This is a genomic window from Streptomyces sp. NPDC032940 (assembly GCF_040636935.1).
GTDB lineage: Bacteria > Actinomycetota > Actinomycetes > Streptomycetales > Streptomycetaceae > Streptomyces.
In genome coordinates, this window is the sequence record NZ_JBEZVJ010000009.1 from 57824 (window position 1) to 75552 (window position 17729).

Sequence of the window (17729 nt, forward strand, 5' to 3'; positions counted from 1 at the left end):
CCGTGACCGCCGCCGGCACATCCGCCGCGCCTTCGCCCGCGCGGACCGCACACCCCGATCACTCCCCCGGCGTCCGCGCCTGGACCGTGACCGGCCTGCTCGTCGTCTTCATGATGATCAACTTCGCCGACAAGGCGGTGTTCGGCCTCGCGGCGGACGAGATCCGCGCCGACCTGGGGCTGTCCGCCACCGACTTCGGGCTGGCGAACAGCGCGTTCTTCCTGCTCTTCTCCGTGGCCGCGGTCGCGGTGGGCCTGCTCGCCGACCGGGTGTCGCTGAAGTGGCTGCTGCTGGCCATGGCCCTGCTCTGGTCGGTGGCCCAGGTGCCCGCCGCCCTCGGCGGCGGACTCGCCGTCCTGATCGGCACCCGGATCGTGCTCGGCGCCGCCGAGGGCCCGGCGTTCCCGCTCGCCCAGCAGGCCGCGCTGTCGTGGTTCCCCGACCACCGGCGCAACCTCCCCGGAGCGCTGGTCACCCTCGGCGTCACCCTGGGGGTGGTCACCGCCGCCCCCGGGCTGTCCTGGGTCATCCGCCACCACGGCTGGCGGGCCGCCCTCTGGGTGGTGGCCGGCGCGGGCCTGCTGTGGGCCGTGGCCTGGTGCGTCCAGGGAGCCGACGGCCGCCACCGCGACGCCGGCGAGGCCGGGACGCGGCCCGTGGGAACGGACGGGCGCGACGCCCGGCGGATCTGGCAGGCGTACCGGCCCATTCTCGGCAGCCGCACCTGGATCGGCACCACCGTCGCCTACTTCACGAGCTACTGGGGCGTCGCCCTGATGCTCGTATGGCTGCCGTCCTACCTGAAGAACGGCCTCGGCCACTCGTCCGCCACCGCGGGCACGCTGGTGGCCCTGCCCTGGGCTCTCGGCGCCGTGCTCCTGCTCGGCCAGGCCGCGCTCACCGACCGTCTCATGAAGCGTGGCGTGCCCAGCCGCCTGGCCCGCGGCCGGGTCGGCGCGGGTCTGCTCCTCGCCGGCGCGGTCTGCCTCCTCGGCATCCCGCTCGCCGACGGCACCGGGGCGAAGACGGCCCTGCTCGTCACGGGCTTCGCGCTCGGCGGCTCCTTCGCCACCGTCGCGGTCACGACCGTCGCCGAACTCGCTCCGGCCGCCCGGCGCGGCGGTTCCCTCGGCACGATGAACGCCGTGGTGACCACCGCGGGCCTGATCGCCCCGACCGTCGTCGGCCGCATGGTCGACGCGCAGGGCGCCGCCGGCTACCAGAACGCCGTCGTCGTCTTCGCCGTCCTGCTCCTGCTCGGCGCCCTCGCCGCCTTCGCGCTGATCGACCCGGCGCGCGACACGGCACGCACCCACGCCTGACCGTCCCCCCTTCCGACACCCGTACCCCGCCCGCACCGGACCGTCGTCGTGCGGCGCGAGCCGTTCCGAGGAGCCCCGCCATGACCCCTCTCGTCCTCGACATCGAAGCACTGGACCGCGCCGTCGCCGAACTGCGCGAGGGAGCCGGCACCTGGGCGGCCGCGCCCCTCACCGAACGCGTCGCGCTCCTCGAACGGCTGCTGCCGCGGATCGCCGACGGTGCCGGGGACATGGTCGCGGCGTGCGCCCGCGCCAAGGGCTACGCGCCCGACTCCACCTGGGCGGCGGAGGACTGGGCGGGCGCACCGTGGGCGCTGGCCCAGACGGCCGGCGCGTATCTGCGGGTGCTGCGCCGCGTCGCGGCCGGCGGGGAGCCCGTCGAGGCACGGGCGGTGCGGGAGCGGGACGGCCGCGTGGTCGTCGACGTCTTCCCCGCCACCGGCTGGGACGCCCTGCTGCTCAACGGATTCACCGCCCGGGTGTGGACCCGGCCCGGCACGACCGCCGAAGGGGTGCGGGAGCGGGCGGCGGGCGGGTACCGGGGCCGGCCCGCAGCCCCGGGCGTCGCCCTGGTCCTCGGCGCCGGCAACGTCGCGGCCATCACCGCGCTCGACGTCCTGCACAAGCTGTACGTGGACGGCCAGGTCGTCCTGGCGAAGATGAACCCGGTCAACGCCTATCTCCGCCCCCATTTCGAGCGGGTCTTCGGCGAGTTCGTGCAGCGGGGCTGGGTCCGGTTCGTCGACGGCGGCGCCGCGGAGGGCGCCCATCTCGCCGCGCACGACGGCATCGACGGCATTCACGTCACCGGCAGCGAACGCACCCACGACGCCATCGTCTGGGGCACGGACGAGCGGGCCGGTGAGCGCCGTCGCGCGGACACGCCGCTGAACACCAAGCCGTTCAGCAGCGAACTGGGCGGCGTCAGCCCCTGCATCGTCACGCCCGGCCCGTGGAGCGCCGCGGACTTCCGCTTCCAGGCCGAGCACATCGTCACCAGCAAGCTGAACAACTCCGGCCACAACTGTGTCGCGAGCCAGATCCTCGTGCTCCCCCGCGACTGGGACGGCAGCGAACGGCTGCTGACGGAGATCCGGCGGATCCTGCGCGAACTGCCCGACCGCGGCGACTACTACCCCGGCGCGGACGGGCGTCTGGCCGCCGTGCGCTCGGCCCACCCGGAGGCCGAGGCCCACGGGGACGGCGACTGCCGGCTCCTGGTCCCCGACATAGCCGCCGCGGACGACCGGGACGTCATGCTCACCGACGAGGTGTTCGGCAGCGCGCTCGGGGTCGTTCGGCTTCCCGGCGACACCCCGGAGGCGTTCCTCGAAGAGGCCGTCGCCTTCGCCGACGACCGTCTTCCCGGCACCCTCGGCGCGACACTCATCGTGCACCCGAAGACGGAGAAGGCCCACCGCTCGGCGGTCGATGCGGCCGTCGCAGGCCTGCGCTACGGGACGGTCGGCGTCAACTGCTGGTCCGCGATCGGCTTCCTGCTCGGCTACACCCCCTGGGGCGCGTATCCGGGCCACACCCGCCGGTCCATCGGCAGTGGCATCGGCTTCGTCCACAACGCCTTCATGCTGGCCGACGACGACATCGAGAAGTGCGTGCTGCGCGCCCCCTTCGCACCTTTCCCCCGCGGCCTGCCGGGGGGCTCGCCGTCGCTGTCGCCGCGGCCGCCCTACTTCGTCACGAACCGCACCGGCGCCACCACCCTGGAGCGGGTCACCCGCTTCACCGCCGCGCCGGCCCTCACCAAGCTGCCCGGCATCCTCGCCTCCGCGCTGCGCGGCTGACGAGCGCCGGCCGTCGTCCCGCCCTCCTCCCAAGGACGCCCTCATGAACCTCTCCGACTTCCTCGGCCGCAGCGCCGCACAGCACGGCCCGAGCGTCGCGGTCGAGCTCGGCGGCACCTCGCTCGCCTACTCCGCGCTCGACGCCCTGGCCGGACGGACGGCCGCGCTGCTCGCCGCCCTCGGTGTCCGCCCCGGCGACCGGGTCGGCATCATGCTGCCCAACCTGACGGAGTTCCCGGTCCTCTTCTACGGCGCGCTGCGCGCCGGTGCCGTCGTCGTTCCCATGAACCCCCTCCTCAAGGCCCGGGAGATCGCCCACCATCTCAAGGACTCCGGCGCGGTGGTGCTGTTCGCCCACGTGTCCCTCACGGAGGAGGTGGCCGCGGGCCGCCGTGCCGCCGGTGCGCCGGTCACCGTGATCCCGGTCTCCGCCGGGTCGCTCACCGGGCTGCTCGCCGGACACCCCGAGCCCGTCACCACCTCGGCCGGCGCGGGGGACGACACCGCCGTCATCCTCTACACGTCCGGCACCACGGGCCTGCCCAAGGGCGCGGAGCTCACCCACACCAACCTCGCCCGGAACTCCGAGATCGCCGCTCGGTCGCTGTTCGGCCTGACCGCCGCGGACAACGTGCTGGGCTGTCTGCCGCTGTTCCACACCTTCGGCCTGGTCGTGGCCATGAACACCGCCGTCACCGTCGGCGCCCGTCTCACCCTGCTCGCCCGCTTCGAGCCGGTGCTCGCCCTGCGGACCGTCCAGGAGCGCCGGATCACCGTGTTCGCGGGCGTGCCGACGATGTACGCGGCCCTGCTCGCCGCCCGTGCGCAGGAGCCCGGCGCGTTCGACACCTCCGCCCTGCGGCTGTGCCTCTCCGGCGGCGCCTCGCTCCCGGTGGAGGTCCTGCACGGCTTCGAGAAGGCCTTCGGCTGCCCGGTCCTGGAAGGCTTCGGGATGTCCGAGACCTCCCCCGTGGCCTCCTTCAACCACCCCGACCGCCCGCGCAAGGCCGGATCGATCGGCACGCCGATCGAGGGCGTCGAGATGCGCCTGACGGACGTGGTCGACGGCGTCGGTGAGCTGTGCGTGCGCGGGCACAACGTCATGAAGGGGTACTGGGGGCGACCCGAGGCGACGGCCGAGACGGTGCGGGACGGCTGGCTGCACACCGGCGACCTCGCCCGTGTCGACGAGGACGGCTACTACTCCATCGTCGACCGCAAGAAGGACCTGGTCATCCGGGGCGGGTACAACGTCTACCCGCGGGAGATCGAGGAGGTCCTCTACGAGCACCCCGCCGTCGCCGAGGCCGCCGTGGTCGGACTGCCCGACGACGTGCTCGGCGAGGAGGTCGCCGCCGCGGTGGCCCTGCGCCCCGGCGCCGAGGCCACGCCGGAGGAACTGCGGGAGTTCGTCCGCGGCCAGGTCGCCGCGTACAAGTACCCCCGGGTCGTCTGGCTGGTCGATGCCCTGCCCAAGGGTGCCACGGGCAAGATCCTCAAGCGGGAGGTCGCGGCCACCCGGCCCGGAGCCCTGGTGTCTCACGCCGACGAATAGCGCGTCAGCAGCCCCTGCGTGGCCAGTGTGCGGTAGTCGTCGGCGCCCAGGACGCGGCGCTGGTCGGCGACCAGTCGTTCGAGGATGGCGACGGCCGCGCGGGGGTTGCCGTCGGCCCCGTGCCAGCGGGCGAGCTGGTGGCGGGCCGCGTGGGCGAGGTCGTGGTCGGGGCCCAGGACCGCCTCCACGTCGGGCAGCAGGGCGGACAGGGCCGCGACGGCCGTGGCCGGGTCGCCCGCCACCCCGCTCCACAGTCCGTACTGGAGGCGCGTGGACAGCGTGTGGTAGTCGCGGTCGCCGAGGGTCCGTTCGCAGTCCCGGAGCAGTGGGGCGTACTGGGCCAGTGCCCCGGTCGCGTCGCCGTTGAAGCCGCGCCAGTACGCGACGTTGTTCCGGGCCGCCAGCGTGTAGAAGTCGTCGGCGCCCAGCGCGTCGAGCACCTGGGGCAGCAGTTCTTCGAACAGCTCCAGGGCGCCGCGGCCGTCGCCGGACTCGCCGGTCCAGAAGGCCAGGTTGTTGTGGGCCAGCAGCGTGTCGCGGTGGCCGGTGCCCAGGGCGCGCCGGCAGTCCGCGTGGAGTCTGCGGAAGTCGTCCGCCGCCCTGCGCACCTCGCCGTCGCGGCCGCGCCAGTGGGCGGCGTTGCCACGGATCAGCAGCGTCCGTGGGTCGCGGCGGCCGAGCACCACGGCGGCGTCCGCGAGCAGTTGCTCGAACAGTTCCCTGGCGCCACCGGTGTCGCCGGACTCGCCCTGCCAGTGGGCGAGGTCGTTGCGGAGCTCCAGGGCCGCCGCGTCGTCCGGGGCGCCCGGGCGGGCGGCGCGGAGCTCGTCGAGCGCCTGCTCCAGGCGGGCGGCCGCCCGGGCGGGCTGCCCGGACACCCCGGTCCAGTAGGCCTCGGCCAGGACGTGGGCGGGGGCCGTCCCGTCCTGCGGCCGGGACTGCTGTGCCGCCAGCCGCGCGGCGCCCTCGGCGTCGCCGGCGAAGCCCGTACGGAAGATGCGGGACCCGGGGTCCGGGGCGGGGTCCGCGGGGGGCCGGTTGAAGCGGTACGGCCTGGTTTCCGGGAGCAGTGCGTGTCCGTTGTTCCTTCTCAGGAACTCGGTGGTGGAGACGATCACCGGGTGGTCCGTCCTTCCTGCGTGGGGTCGTCGGCGCGGTCGGCGCTCCACGCCTCCCACAACTGCGCGTACGTGCCCCCGCGGGCGACGAGTTCGCGGTGGGTGCCGAGTTCGGCGATCCGTCCCTTCTCCACGACCGCGATCCGGTCGGCGGCGACGGCCGCCCGGAGCTGGTGGGTGATCGTGATGAGGGTGCGGCCGGCGAGCGCCTCGGTGAGGGCGGCCTCCGTGTCCCCGGCGGAGCGGGTGTCGAGCCCGGCGGTGGCCTCGTCGAGGATGACGACGCCGGGGTCCGCGAGGAGGACCCGGGCGAGCGCCAACTGCTGTTTCTGGGCGAGGGAGAGCGCGTGGCGTCCCTCGCCCAGCAGGGTGTCCAGGCCCTCGGGGAGGTCCTCGTACCAGGTGCCGCCCACCCGGCGCAGGGCCTCGAGCAGGGTGGCGTCGTCGGCGTCGTCCCGGGCGAGGGCGAGGTTGTCGCGGAGGCTGGCGGCGAACACGTGGTGCTCCTGGGTGACCAGGACGAGGGTGCGGCGCAGGTCCTCGGGGGCGATGTCCGCGCTCGGCGCGCCGCCGACGAGGGCCGTTCCGCCCCGGGGGCGTTCGATGCCGGCGATGAGCCAGGCCACGGTGGACTTCCCGGCGCCGGAGGGGCCGACGAGGGCGAGGCGTTCGCCGGGCCGGACGTCCAGGTCGACGTCGCTGAGGACGTCCGGGCCGTCGCCGTAGCCGAAGGTGACGCCGCGCAGCTCGATGCGGCTGCCCTCGGCGTGCCCGGTCCGGGACTCCTGCCGGACCGCGCCGATGCCCTCGACGCGGGCGAGGGCCGCGGCGGCCTCCTGGAAGTCGGTGAGGGAGTACATGATCCGGTCCAGTGGGCCGGAGAGCCGGTAGGCGAGCATGGCGACGGCCACGACCGCGCCGGCGCCGGTGCCTGCGCCGAGGGCGGCGAGTCCTCCCCCGCACAGGACGGCGGAGACCGGCAGGGTGTAGGCGAGGTCGAGGGTCGGCAGGAACCAGCTCTGCATGCGCACGATGGCGCGCTGCCGGGCGTACCGCTCGGCGGCCAGGTGCCGGCCGGTCTGCACGCGCCGTTCCCGCAGCCGGTGCGCGGCGACCGTGCGCCGTCCCTGGGCCGTCGCCGTGAGGGCCTCGGTGAGGTCGCCCAGTGCCGCGCGCTCGGCGAGGAACGCGGGGCGTGCCTGACGGACGTAGACGCGTGCCGCGATCAGCAGCGGCGGCAGGACGACCGCCAGCAGCAGGGCGAGGAGCGGGTCGACGAGGAACGCCGCGGCCACCACGACCAGTACCTCGAGGACGGCCGCGACCACTTCGGGTCCGGTGGAGCGCAGCAGGCCGGCGACGGTGTCCACGTCGCCGGTGGTACGGGTCGTCAGGTCGCCGGTGCCGGCCCGCTCGACGGTGCGCATCGGCAGCCGCAGCACCCGCTCCAGCGCCTGTTCCCTGATGCGGGCGGAGGCCCGGTCGCCGAAGCGGTGGCCGAGGCGCCTGCCGAGCCGGGTGAGGGCCATCTGGAGGGCGACGCAGCCGAACACGGCCAGGCAGACGGCGTCGACACGGGAGGCGCTCCAGCCGTCCTCGACGCCGTCGACCACGCCGCCGAGCACCACCGGCAGCGCGGCGCCCGCCGCCGCCGCCAGCACCCGGAGCAGGCAGACCAGGGCGACGGTCCCCTTCTCGTGCGCGATCAGCCGGCCGATGGCACGGCGGACCTCACGCGGCTCGGCGACCGGCAGCCGCGAGGTGTCCGAAGTGCCGGGTGCGTCGGTCGGCTTGACCGCCTCGGACGTCTCCAGGGTGCTCATGGCGTCTCCTCCCTCACCCGGGCCCCGACGAGTCCGCCGGGCCGTGCCGCGTCCGCCGCGTCCGGGGCCTCGTCGCGGGCCGTGACGGAGTCCAGCAGGACCACGTGGTCGGCCTCCGTCCGCCACGGCGGCGACGTGCTGACGACGACGGTCGTCCGGCCCCGGCGTGCCCGCGCGACGCGCGCCGCGACGCGCGCCTCGGTGGTCGCGTCGAGCGCGGAGGTGGGCTCGACGGCGAGCAGGACGGGCGGGTCGGCGGCCAGCGCACGGGCGAGGGCGACCCGTTGGCGCTGGCCGCCGGAGAGGTCGCGGCCGCGGTCGGTGATCTTCCCGTCGAGGGAGGTGCCGAGCCGGGTCAGGACGTCCGTGGCGCAGGCGGTGTCGAGGGCGCGCAGGGCCGTGTCGTCGTCGGCGTTCAGGACCTCCCGCAGGGTGCCGGCGAAGAGGTAGTCCTCGTCGTCGAGGAGCATCGCGTGCGCGCGCCGCTCCCTCGGCGGGGTCTCCCGCACGGGGCGGCCTCCCCAGGTGACGCCGGCGTCCGGGGCGTCGTATCCCGCCAGGCGGCGCAGTGCGGCGGACGCCCGTGCGGTGCGCTCGGTCACGACGACGGTGAGTCCGCCCTCGGGGACGGTCAGGCCGGTGCCGGCGTCGCGCAGTTCCCCGCCGGCGGCGGGGCCGTGGCCGGCCGGGGGCGCGTCGGTGCCGCCGGACAGAGCGGTCAGGAGCCGGCTCGCGCCGACGCGTGCCTCGACCACGGCCTGCGCGTTGCCCAGCAGGGAACCGGAGTACATGATCAGCCCGGTGGCGTAGCCGAAGGCGGCGCTCAGCTCTCCCACGCTGATCGCGCCCGACACCGCGAGCCGGGCGCCGATCCACATGATCGCGGCAAGGTAGGCCAGCGGGACGGCCTGCTGGAGGGCCTGGACCCAGGAGCTGGACGACGTCATCCGGTAGCCGGCGTCGCGCAGCCGCCGGGACTGTGCGCGGTAGCGCCCGAGGAACCGCTGTTCGCCGCCGATGCCGCGCAGGACGCGCAGGCCCGCCGTGACGTCGCCGGCCTGGCGGGTGAGGTCGGCCAGTTCGTCGCGGTAGCCCTGCCGGCGCCCCTGGAGCCGTCCCAGCAGGGGGCCCGCGACGAAGGTGGTCGCCAGCACGCCGACCGCCAGGGTCACCCCGAGCCAGACGTGGATGCGCCAGACCATGACGGTGCCCAGGGCGAAGGCGATCACGTTCATGGCGCCGTGGCCGAGTGTGGAGCACATCGACGCGGTGGCCTGGCTGTCCCCGGTGAGCAGGTTGACGACGTCACCGGCCTCGGGCTGCTCCTCGTCGCCGTCGTGCTCGTCGGCGCGTTCGCCCAGCCGTTCGGTCAGGCACTCGGCCGTCCGCCGTTCCGTCTCCGCCTCGGCCAGCGCCATCTGCCGGTAACCGAGCGTGTAGCAGACGGGGTTGAGGAGGGAGACGGCGAACATGCCGAGCGACCAGGAGAGCAGGGCGCCCCGGTCGCCGGCGGTCAGGCCCTCGTCGACGATCCGGCCGAGGAACCAGGGCAGCACCATGTGCACGGCCGCGGCCGCGGCCAGGGCGAGCACGGCCACGGCCAGCCGGCCGGTCACCGGCCGCAGCAGCCCGGCGATGAGCTGCCAGGGCGTCGTGGCCTCGGCCAGGGCCTCTCGGACCGTGGGGGCGGCGCGCTCGGCGGGCATGGTCGCTCTCCTCGTCGTTGCGGTCAGGCGGTGGTGCGGTGCAGCAGGTCCAGCGCCTCGGCGCGGCTGCGCGGGTCGGTCTGGAAGACGCCGCGCAGTGCCGAGGTGACCGTACGCGCCCCCGCCTTGCGGATGCCGCGCATCGTCATGCAGGTGTGCTCGCACTCGATGACGACGATGACTCCGGCGGCGTCCAGGGCGGTGTGCAGGCAGTCGGCGATCTGGGTGGTCAGCCGCTCCTGGACCTGGGGCCTGCGGGCGTAGATCTCCACCAGCCGGGCGAGCTTGGACAGTCCGACCACGCGTCCGCTGGGCCCGGGCAGATAGCCGACGTGGGCGCGTCCGACGAAGGGCAGCAGATGGTGCTCGCAGAAGGACTGCACCTCGATGTCGCAGACCATGACGAGTTCCCGGTGGCCCTCCTCGAAGGTGGTCTCCAGGACGTCGGCGGGTTCCACGCGCAGTCCGGCGAACAGCTCGGCGTAGGCCAGGGCGACGCGTCGCGGCGTCTCCTGGAGGCCCTGGCGGTCGGGGTCCTCGCCGAGCGCCTCGAGGATGTCGCGCACGGCCTTCTCGATCCGGCTCACGTCGACGGCGCCCCGGGTGCGTACGTCGGTGTCCCGGCTGCTGACCAGTCGTGCGGCCGGCAGGTCCGTGATCTCAGTCAAGTCGGGCTCCTGCGTGGGTCGGAGGGTGCGGGGCCACCTCGGCCGCGAAGGCGGTCAGGTGGGCCGCGGTGGCGCGCGGGCTGTCGATGTGCGGGGAGTGGCCCGCGTCGGGCAGCGTGACGGCCCGGCCCTTCGGCGCCATGCCGGCGAGGATTCGGGCGTGTTCGGCGGCGAGCAGCGCGGAGGCTCGGCCGCGTACGACCAGGACGGGTACGCGCGCGGAGACCAGGGCCTCGCGCACCCGCTCGGTGCGCCGGACGTCGGTCGCGGCCGTCGGGGGGACGGGGTCGTCCTCGGCCTGCCGGGGCTGCCCGCGCAGCGCGGCGTCGATGGTGCGCAGGGTCGTCGCGGCGGCCAGCGGGTACTGCCTGCGCAGGCTGCCCGCTCCGGCCGCGAGGACGGCCTCGCTCAGGACGGGCGGGCGCGGCGGTGCCGCGCCGAAGTGCGCGGCGACGGGTTCGACCAGGACCAGCCCGGCCACCCCGGGCAGGGCCGCCGCGAGGAGCGCGGCGAGCGGGGTGCCCGCCGAGTGCCCGACGACGATCGCGGCGTCGGCGGCCACCGGCTCCGCCAGCAGGGCCGCGGCCATCTCCTCGGTCCTGGCCAGGGAGCCGCGGGGCGCGTCACAGCGCGCCGCGGCGGTCGCGAGGTCGGCGGCGTGCAGGCCGACGCCCGAGCCGGTCAGCCAGCGGGCGAGCGGTGTCCAGTGGGCGCCGGACTGCCGCCAGCCCGGGAGCACCAGCCAGGGTCTGCCGCCCGGCCGGGGCAGGACCGGAGTGACCAGGGAGCCCGGTGCGTCACCACCGGGCTCCCGCGTGCGGCTCACCCGGGTCCCTGGCCGTCCGGGCCGTGGAAGACCACCGCGTTCTTGCGGGACTCGCGGGCCACGACGCGCAGCACCCGCACGCGGTCGAGGGTGCGCTCGCGCACGAGGCGGTCCACCTGGTCGTAGACCCACTCGGCGGCGCCCTCCATACCGGTGTGGTCCATGATCCGCAGATCGACGACGCCGAGCCGGCTCAGTTCCTCGAACGCCTCCCGCTGGGGGTCGTCGGCGGCGATCAGGGTGGTGTGGTCGAACTGCCGCTGGAGCAGCTCCCGGACCTGCTTGAGGTCGCCGAAGTCGACGACGAATCCGGTCTTCGGCTCCAGTTCGCCGCACCCGAACTCGATCTCGAAGCTGCGCTCGTAGCCGTGCAGGAAGGCGCACTTGCCGCTGTGCGCCCACGAACGGTGCGTGCAGGGCAGGTCGTCGAAGAGCTTGGTGACGGTGTACCGGGCCGGGGCGTGGCGGAGCGGTCCGTACTCCGCGGGCCGGTCCTCGGTCCGGGCTGCGTGGTCGCTCACGCTTCCCCCTGGCGGTCGTGGCCGGTCGTGGTGGCGTGCGAGATCTCCTTGGCCATCTGCGTGATGGTGGGGTTCTCGAACAGGGTGATGGCGCTGATCACCGTGCCGAACTCCTGGCTGAGCCGGTGGGCGAGGGAGACGCCGAGGAGGGAGTCGCCGCCCAGGGCGAAGAAGTTGGAGTCGGGGTGGAGTTCCTCGGCGCCGAGCAGTTCGGCCCAGGCGCGGGCCACCCGCGCCTCGGTCGGGTCGGTCCAGGCGGCCGTGGTGGTCCTGGCGGCCGGCGATTCGCCGGCCTCGGGCCGTACGCGGGTGACCCACTGGTCGATGCGGCTCTCGAAGTCGGCCGTGGAGACCAGGACCTGGTGGGGGCTGACGACGTTCATCAGCCGTCCGTAGATGTCCGCGCCCTCGCTGGGCCGGATGGCGATCTCGGCGACCACGCCGAAGTCCGGGGAGGCGAAGGAGGGGGAGACGACCGACTCGTGCGGGGCGTCGTCGTCGCGCTCGCGGAAGATCCAGCCGTCCCAGTTGACGGTCATCCACGGGACGGAGTCGTCGCGGTGCCGTTCGGCGAACGCGTCCATGTAGGCGTTGCCCGCGGTGTAGGCGTAGAAGCCGAGACCGCCCAGGTGGGAGGAGAGCGAGGACTGCATGAGGACGAAGTCCAGCCGGCGTCCGCGCAGGAACTCGGCGAGCATCAGGGTGCCCTGCACCTTGGGGCGCAGCCTTCGTTCGCAGTCCTCCAGGCCGGTCTCCGCGAGGCTGCGGAAGGCCCGCCGGGTCTCGAAGACGCCCGCCGCGTGGACGACGCCGTCGAGCCCGCCGAAGCGCCGGTCGATCTGCTCGAAGAGCGCGGCCGTCTGCTCGCGGTCCGCCGCGTCGCAGCGGACGGCCAGCACCTCGCCGCCCAGCGCCTCCAGTTTGCGGATGCGTTCCGCGCGTTCGGCCAGCGCCGGGTCGTCGTCCGGCAGCGGGGTGCCGGGGTCCGTGGGCGGCACCGCGTCCAGACCGGTGAGGACGAGCCGGGCGCGGCAGGTGCGGACCAGGTACTCGGCCAGCGTCATGCCGATGCCGCCGAGTCCGCCGGTGATGAGGTAGACGCCGCGCTCCCGCAGCCGCAGGGGCAGCTTGCCGTCCTCGACCTCGGGCAGCGTGTCGCGTTCGTAGGCGCGGGCCCAGCGGCCGGCGGGCGTGAGCGCGAGGGCGTGGTCCGCGGTCGGGGTCCGCAGCTCGGCGAGGACCTCCGCGGCGGCGGTGCCGTCGGGCAGGGCGCTGATGTCGATGGAGCGGGCGGTGACGAACGGGAAGTCCTGCGGGACGACCAGCGCGGGCCCGGCGAGCAGGGCCCGCTCCGGGGAGGACGCGCCGCTCGTCGGATCCAGCGGGTGGACGCCGTCGGCGACGATGTCGAGGCGTACCCCGGCGGCGCCCTGGTGGGCGGTGAGGGCCTGGAAGCCGAACAGCAGGGTGTAGAAGCCGTGCGCCAGTTCGTCGTCGAGGGCGGTGAGCCGTCCGTCGAGGTCGCCGGAGTCGGTGAGGGGCCGCGCGCACCACAGGTGCACGACGCGCTGCACGGGCCGGGTGTCCAGGTCCAGTGCGGCGACGGCGGCCTTGACGGACTGTTCGTCGCCGGGGACGACGTCGTCGTGGGGGCGCAGGCAGACGCATTCGACGCCGAGCGCGCCGAGTTCGCGGACGATCTCGTCGCTGAGCCGGTCCTTGCCGGCGAAGACGAGCCAGCGCTGGCCGGAGACGTCCTCGGGCCGGGGCGGGCGCAGCCGCAGCCGCCAGCTCGGGTGGTACATCCAGCGGTCGACGGAGGGCTCCCGCACGACCAGGCGCCTGCCCTTGCGGACGGCGGCCGGCTCGTCGCGCTCGGGCCGCTGCTTGAGGCGCGGGCGCAGGTCCCAGGCCCGCGGCGGAAGGGCGACGACCGTCCCCTTCTCGCCGGGGCGGCTCAGGTCGAGGTCGAGGCCCGCCGTCCACAGGCCGCCGAGCGCGCGGAGGTAGGTGGCGCGGGCGTCGGCGGACGTCCGGCAGGGCAGGACGGTGGCGGCGTCGGCCGCGGTGGAGCGCACCGCGCGGCCGAAGAAGCCGTCGGGGCTGAGGTCGACCAGCGCCGGACGCGCCTGTTCGCCGAGGCCGCGCACGGCGGCGGCGACGGGGCTCAGGTCCGCGGTGCGCACCAGGTGCCGCTCCCAGTAGGCCGTGAGGTCCGCGGTGTCGGCTCCCCGGAGGGTGGGGATCCACCGGTCCGTCGCCTCGGGCGCCGCGGTGCGGGCGGCGGGGCCGAACGCCGTGGCGGCCGCCGCGAGCAGCGCCGAGTGGTACGGGAGGTCCGCTCCGGCGTCGCGGTGGAACAGGCCGGCGGTGGTGAGGCGTTCGCCTGCGTCGTCGGCGTCCGCGTCGGCGAGCGCGAGCACCGTGCGGTTCTCGGCGAGCACGGCCGCGGGCACGAGGCCGGGCAGGACGCGGGCGATCTCTTCCGGGCCGCCCTGGACGACCAGCATCCGGCCGGCCGGGGCCTCCCGGTCCAGGGCGTCGCCGCGGTCCACGAGGGCGGTCAGCGCGCGGTCGGCGTCGAGGGCTCCGGCGGCGACGGCCGCGGCGTACTCGCCGAGGGAGTATCCGGCGTACCGGCCCTCCGGCAGCCCTCGGTCGCGCAGTTGCCCGATCAGCGCCAGGACGACCGCGGTGTGCCAGGCGTGCCGCTGTCCCCGGGTGAGCCGCCGCTGGTCCTCGAGCGCCGCCTCGACGGGAGGGGTTCCAGGGCGCAGCTCGCCCAGGCGGGTCCAGTGGCCGCGCAGCACGCGGGTGAACACGGGTTCCCACTCCCACAGCGCGCGGGCGAGCGGGGTGAGGTCGGTGCCCTGGCCGGGGACGAGGACGACCGGGGCGACCGCGGACGCGGCCCAGCCCTCGACGGCGAAGGCCGAGTCGCCCTCCAGCCCGGAGACGGCGTCCTCGCGTTCGCGGGCGACCACGGCGAGGCGGTAGGCCTTGGTCTCGCGGCCCTCCCGCAGCGTCCTGGCCACGGCGTCCAGCGGGAGTCGCTCGTCGTCGCGCAGGTGGTCCGCGAGCCGTACGGAGGTGGCGAGGCAGGAGTCGGGGGTGGCTGCGGACACCTGGAGGACCAGGTGCTCCGTCTCGTCGGCGCCTTCGGCGTCCCGCCCGGCGACCGCGGTGCCGGCGGGCTGCGCACCGACGACGGCGTGGACGTTGGTGCCGCCGAAGCCGAACGAACTCACCCCGATGACGGCCGAGTCGGGGTCGGTCATCGCGGCCCCCTCGGAGGGGACGAGGAAGCCGGCCTCCTTCGACGAGGCGGAGGCGTTCACGAGGTTGGCGACCGGCGGCAGGACCCGGTGGCGCAGCATCTCGCACGCCTTGATCAGCCCCACGACGCCCGCGCCCACCCGCAGGTGGCCCAGGTTGGCCTTGACGGAGCCGAGGGTGATGCCGGAGCCCTCGCCGTAGACGGACCGCATGGCGTCCAGTTCGCTGCGGTCTCCGAGCCGGGTGCCGGTGCCGTGGCACTCGACGTACGTGACCTCGCCCGGCTCCACCCCGCCGGCGGCCAGCGCCTGGCGGATGACGTCGCTCTGGCGCGAGGACTTGGGGGCGGTGAACGAGGCCTTGGCCCCGCCGTCGTTGTTGGCGGCGGAACCGAGGAGCACGGCGCGCACGGGCCACCCCTCGCGCTCGGCCACCTCGCGGTCGGCGAGCAGGACCAGGCCGCCGCCGGAGCCGAAGACGGTGCCGGTCGCGTCCTGGTCGAAGGGGCGGCAGACGCCGTCGGCGGCGAGGATGCCGCCTTCCTGGTGGAGGTAGCTCATCGGCTGCGGGTGCTCGACGTCCATGCCGCCCGCGAGGGCGAGGTCGCATTCGCCGCCGCGGATGGCCTGGGCCGCGGAGTGGACGGCCAGCAGCGAGGAGGAGCAGGCGGAGCCGATGGATACGGCCGGGCCCGTGAGCCCCAGCTTGTAGGCGACGCGGGTCGCCGCGTAGTGGGGGTCGCCGCCCATCAGGGCCGCCATGCCCTCGGTGCCGCTCAGCGCGGGGTCCCAGGTCTCCAGGAGATAGGAGCTGAGCCCGGTGGCGGCCCAGACCCCGATGTCGTAGTCGAGGGTGGACGGGCGCACCCCGGCGGCCTCGAGGGCCTCGACCGCGCACAGCAGGAGCAGACGCTGCTGGGGGTCGATCTCCGTGGCCTCCTTCGGCGCGTAGCCGAAGAAGTCCTCGTCGAACTGCTCGGATCCGGTCAGCAGGCCGTACGCGTGCACCCGGCCGCCGGCGGTGGCTCCGACGTTGGTCGCGGCACGGGTCACCACGTCCTTGCCCGTGGCGACCAGGTTCCACAGGGCGTCCACCTCCGAGGCTCCGGGCACTCTGCAGGCGTAGCCGAGGACCACGACGTCGCGGTCGTTCACTGCATCACTCCTTCTGAGGGGACGGAGACGGCGGAGGTGCGGCCCGACAGCCTGGCCTCGCGCCGCCGGTCGGCGGCGGCGCTCCGCGAGTTCTTCCGGGCGGTGTCCGCAGGGGGCGGTGCGGTCTCGCCCTCCCGGCCCGAGAGGGCCGCGATCTGGAGGGCGATACGGGGATGGTCGAAGACGAACGTCGGCGACACCGGGCGTCCGAGTGCCGTGCTGAGGCGGCTCGCGGCGGCGACCACGCCGAGCGAGTCGACGCCCGTCTCGAAGAGGTTGGCGTCGGCGGAGAAGCCGGCTCCGAGCAGTTCCGCCCAGATCCGGGCCACGGTGCCGGCGACTCCGGACTCGTGGACCGGTGCCGGTGCGGTCCGGGAGAGCGCCGCTAGGTCGGTCTTGCCGTGCGCGGTGCGGGGGATGTCCTCGCACACGACGACGCGGACGGTGACGGGGCCGGGCAGCAGCCGGAGGACGCGTTCGCGGGCCCGTGCGGCGGTGTCGCGGTGCGTGGCGCCCACGGGGGTGACGGCCACCAGGAGCCGCCCGCCCGAGGCGCCGTCGACGGTGTACTCCTCGACCGCCGCGACGGCCTCGCCGGCGAGGCCGTCGTCGACGAGCGTCCGCTCGAGCTCGTCGAGGGCCGTCCAGCTCCCGCCCAGCTTCACCCTGCGCTCCGCGCGCCCGGTGACCACGAGTCCGCCGTCGCCGCTCCAGCGTCCCCGGTCGCCGGTGCGGAACACGCGCCGCGGGCCGTCGGCGCCGAACTTCGCCGCGTGTGCGGCGGCGTCGAGGTATCCGGCGGCGACCGAGGGTCCCCGTACCTCGATCTCCCCCTCGGTACGGGTGTCGCCGGGCGGCACGGGCAGCCCGTCGGGGCCGCGCAGCAGGACCTCGGTGCCCGGCAGCGGCCGGCCGACGTTCCCCGCGAGGACGGCGTCGAGCCGGTCGGCGGTGACGAGGTCGGCGGTGACCTGACCGGAGGTCTCGGTGGCGGCGTACGTGTTGACGACGACCACGGGCGCGTCCGCCGGCCGGGACAGCACGTCGCGCAGCGGCGCCCGGTGCACGGGCTCACCGCTGAGCAGCAGATGGGAGGGGAGCGGCGCGTCCCCGGCGCTCAGGAGCACCGAGAGTTCCGAGGGGGTCAGGCACACCACGTGCGGGCCCGGACCGGCGGACAGTGTCCGGCGCAGGGCGGCGAAGGTCAGGGGCTCCTCGCGCTCGACGAGGGTCAGGGTCCCGCCGAAGGTCAGGCTGCCGAGGATCTCGCAGATGCTGTACCCGAAGGTCAGCGGGTGCAGCTGGGTCCAGACCGCCGCGGGCGGGATCCGGTCCTGGAGGAGGGTGTACAGACCGCCGAAGACGGCGCGCAGCCCCTCCCTGGCGACGACGGTGCGCTTGACCGGTCCGGTGCTGCCGGAGGTCGGCAGGACGTAGGCGGCGTCCGGGGGCGAGGGCAGGTGGTCCGGCCACGCGGTGGGGTCCGCCACGATGTCCCGCACCACCGGCTCGCCGTCGGCGCCGGTCAGCACGGGGGTGAACGCGGCGCCGGCCGCCAGGACGGACAGCAGGGACACCACCGTGTCGGCCGACCGTGCCGTGGACGGCAGCGGGACGAGGGAGCCGGTGCCGACGCCCCGGCGGCGCAGGGCGGCGGCCTCGTCGGTCACCCGCCGGTGCAGCTCCGCGTAGGTGAGGCTCCGGGCGCCGTCGGCCAGGGCGGGGGTGTCCGCGGCGGCGGGGCGGCCGGTCCGCGCTCCCAGGCAGTGCTCGAGTATGTCGACGGACATGCTGAACCCCCGTTCCCGCCCCCGCGCACGCCCGGAGCGTGCCCGCCCCACGCCGACGAGGGGATCACCAAGTCGTTCCGCTGGCTACCCCAACTCCCGTGACTCACAGGAGTTTTTTCAAGTCACTCGGTCAACTCGCGTGCACAGTACTATAGTTCGAGGAGTAAG

General features: G+C 75.0%; 11 protein-coding genes. 3 read left to right on the forward strand and 8 right to left on the reverse strand.

Going from position 1 to position 17729, the window contains the following annotated elements:
* Positions 1 to 2: 2 nt before the first annotated feature.
* From AB0E77_RS14440 to AB0E77_RS14450, 3 genes are all read left to right on the forward strand, one after another.
* Entirely contained in the window at positions 3 to 1322 is a 1320-nt protein-coding gene (locus tag AB0E77_RS14440; protein WP_361569725.1) for an MFS transporter, read from the forward strand.
* An 80-nt stretch (positions 1323 to 1402) separates the two neighbouring features.
* Positions 1403 to 3124 (forward strand): aldehyde dehydrogenase family protein, encoded by a 1722-nt coding sequence (locus tag AB0E77_RS14445; RefSeq protein WP_361569727.1) that lies wholly within the window; start codon positions 1403 to 1405, stop codon positions 3122 to 3124.
* 43 nt (positions 3125 to 3167) lie between these two features.
* Complete coding sequence (locus tag AB0E77_RS14450) at positions 3168 to 4679, forward strand: long-chain fatty acid--CoA ligase (protein ID WP_361569729.1); 1512 nt, start codon at positions 3168 to 3170, stop codon at positions 4677 to 4679.
* Here AB0E77_RS14450 and AB0E77_RS14455 read toward each other — a convergent pair.
* From AB0E77_RS14455 to AB0E77_RS14490, 8 genes are read right to left on the reverse strand one after another with little or no spacing between them, the layout of a single operon-like run.
* Positions 4664 to 5797, reverse strand: a complete 1134-nt coding sequence (locus tag AB0E77_RS14455; RefSeq protein ID WP_361569730.1) for a tetratricopeptide repeat protein — start codon at positions 5795 to 5797, stop codon at positions 4664 to 4666. The genes AB0E77_RS14450 and AB0E77_RS14455 overlap by 16 nt on opposite strands.
* Positions 5794 to 7620, reverse strand: a complete 1827-nt coding sequence (locus AB0E77_RS14460; RefSeq protein WP_361569732.1) for an ABC transporter ATP-binding protein — start codon at positions 7618 to 7620, stop codon at positions 5794 to 5796. The genes AB0E77_RS14455 and AB0E77_RS14460 overlap by 4 nt, the downstream gene beginning before the upstream one ends.
* Positions 7617 to 9326 (reverse strand): ABC transporter ATP-binding protein, encoded by a 1710-nt coding sequence (locus AB0E77_RS14465; protein ID WP_361569734.1) that lies wholly within the window; start codon positions 9324 to 9326, stop codon positions 7617 to 7619. Before AB0E77_RS14465 ends, AB0E77_RS14460 begins: the two co-directional genes overlap by 4 nt.
* Before the next feature lie 23 nt (positions 9327 to 9349).
* The gene (gene folE, locus AB0E77_RS14470; RefSeq protein WP_361569933.1) at positions 9350 to 9961 is read right to left on the reverse strand and encodes a GTP cyclohydrolase I FolE; all 612 of its coding nucleotides are present in this window, start codon (positions 9959 to 9961) and stop codon (positions 9350 to 9352) included.
* Positions 9962 to 9986: 25 nt separating this feature from the next.
* Positions 9987 to 10820, reverse strand: coding sequence for an alpha/beta hydrolase (locus AB0E77_RS14475; RefSeq protein ID WP_361569736.1), 834 nt, complete (start codon positions 10818 to 10820; stop codon positions 9987 to 9989).
* Positions 10817 to 11341 carry a 6-carboxytetrahydropterin synthase gene (locus AB0E77_RS14480; protein WP_361569738.1) on the reverse strand — a complete coding sequence of 175 codons (525 nt, stop codon included), beginning with the start codon at positions 11339 to 11341 and terminating at the stop codon, positions 10817 to 10819. The genes AB0E77_RS14475 and AB0E77_RS14480 overlap by 4 nt, the downstream gene beginning before the upstream one ends.
* Complete coding sequence (locus tag AB0E77_RS14485; RefSeq protein WP_361569739.1) at positions 11338 to 15771, reverse strand: SDR family NAD(P)-dependent oxidoreductase; 4434 nt, start codon at positions 15769 to 15771, stop codon at positions 11338 to 11340. The genes AB0E77_RS14480 and AB0E77_RS14485 overlap by 4 nt, the downstream gene beginning before the upstream one ends.
* Complete coding sequence (locus AB0E77_RS14490; protein WP_361569741.1) at positions 15768 to 17561, reverse strand: non-ribosomal peptide synthetase; 1794 nt, start codon at positions 17559 to 17561, stop codon at positions 15768 to 15770. Before AB0E77_RS14490 ends, AB0E77_RS14485 begins: the two co-directional genes overlap by 4 nt.
* Between the last annotated feature and the right edge of the window lie 168 nt (positions 17562 to 17729).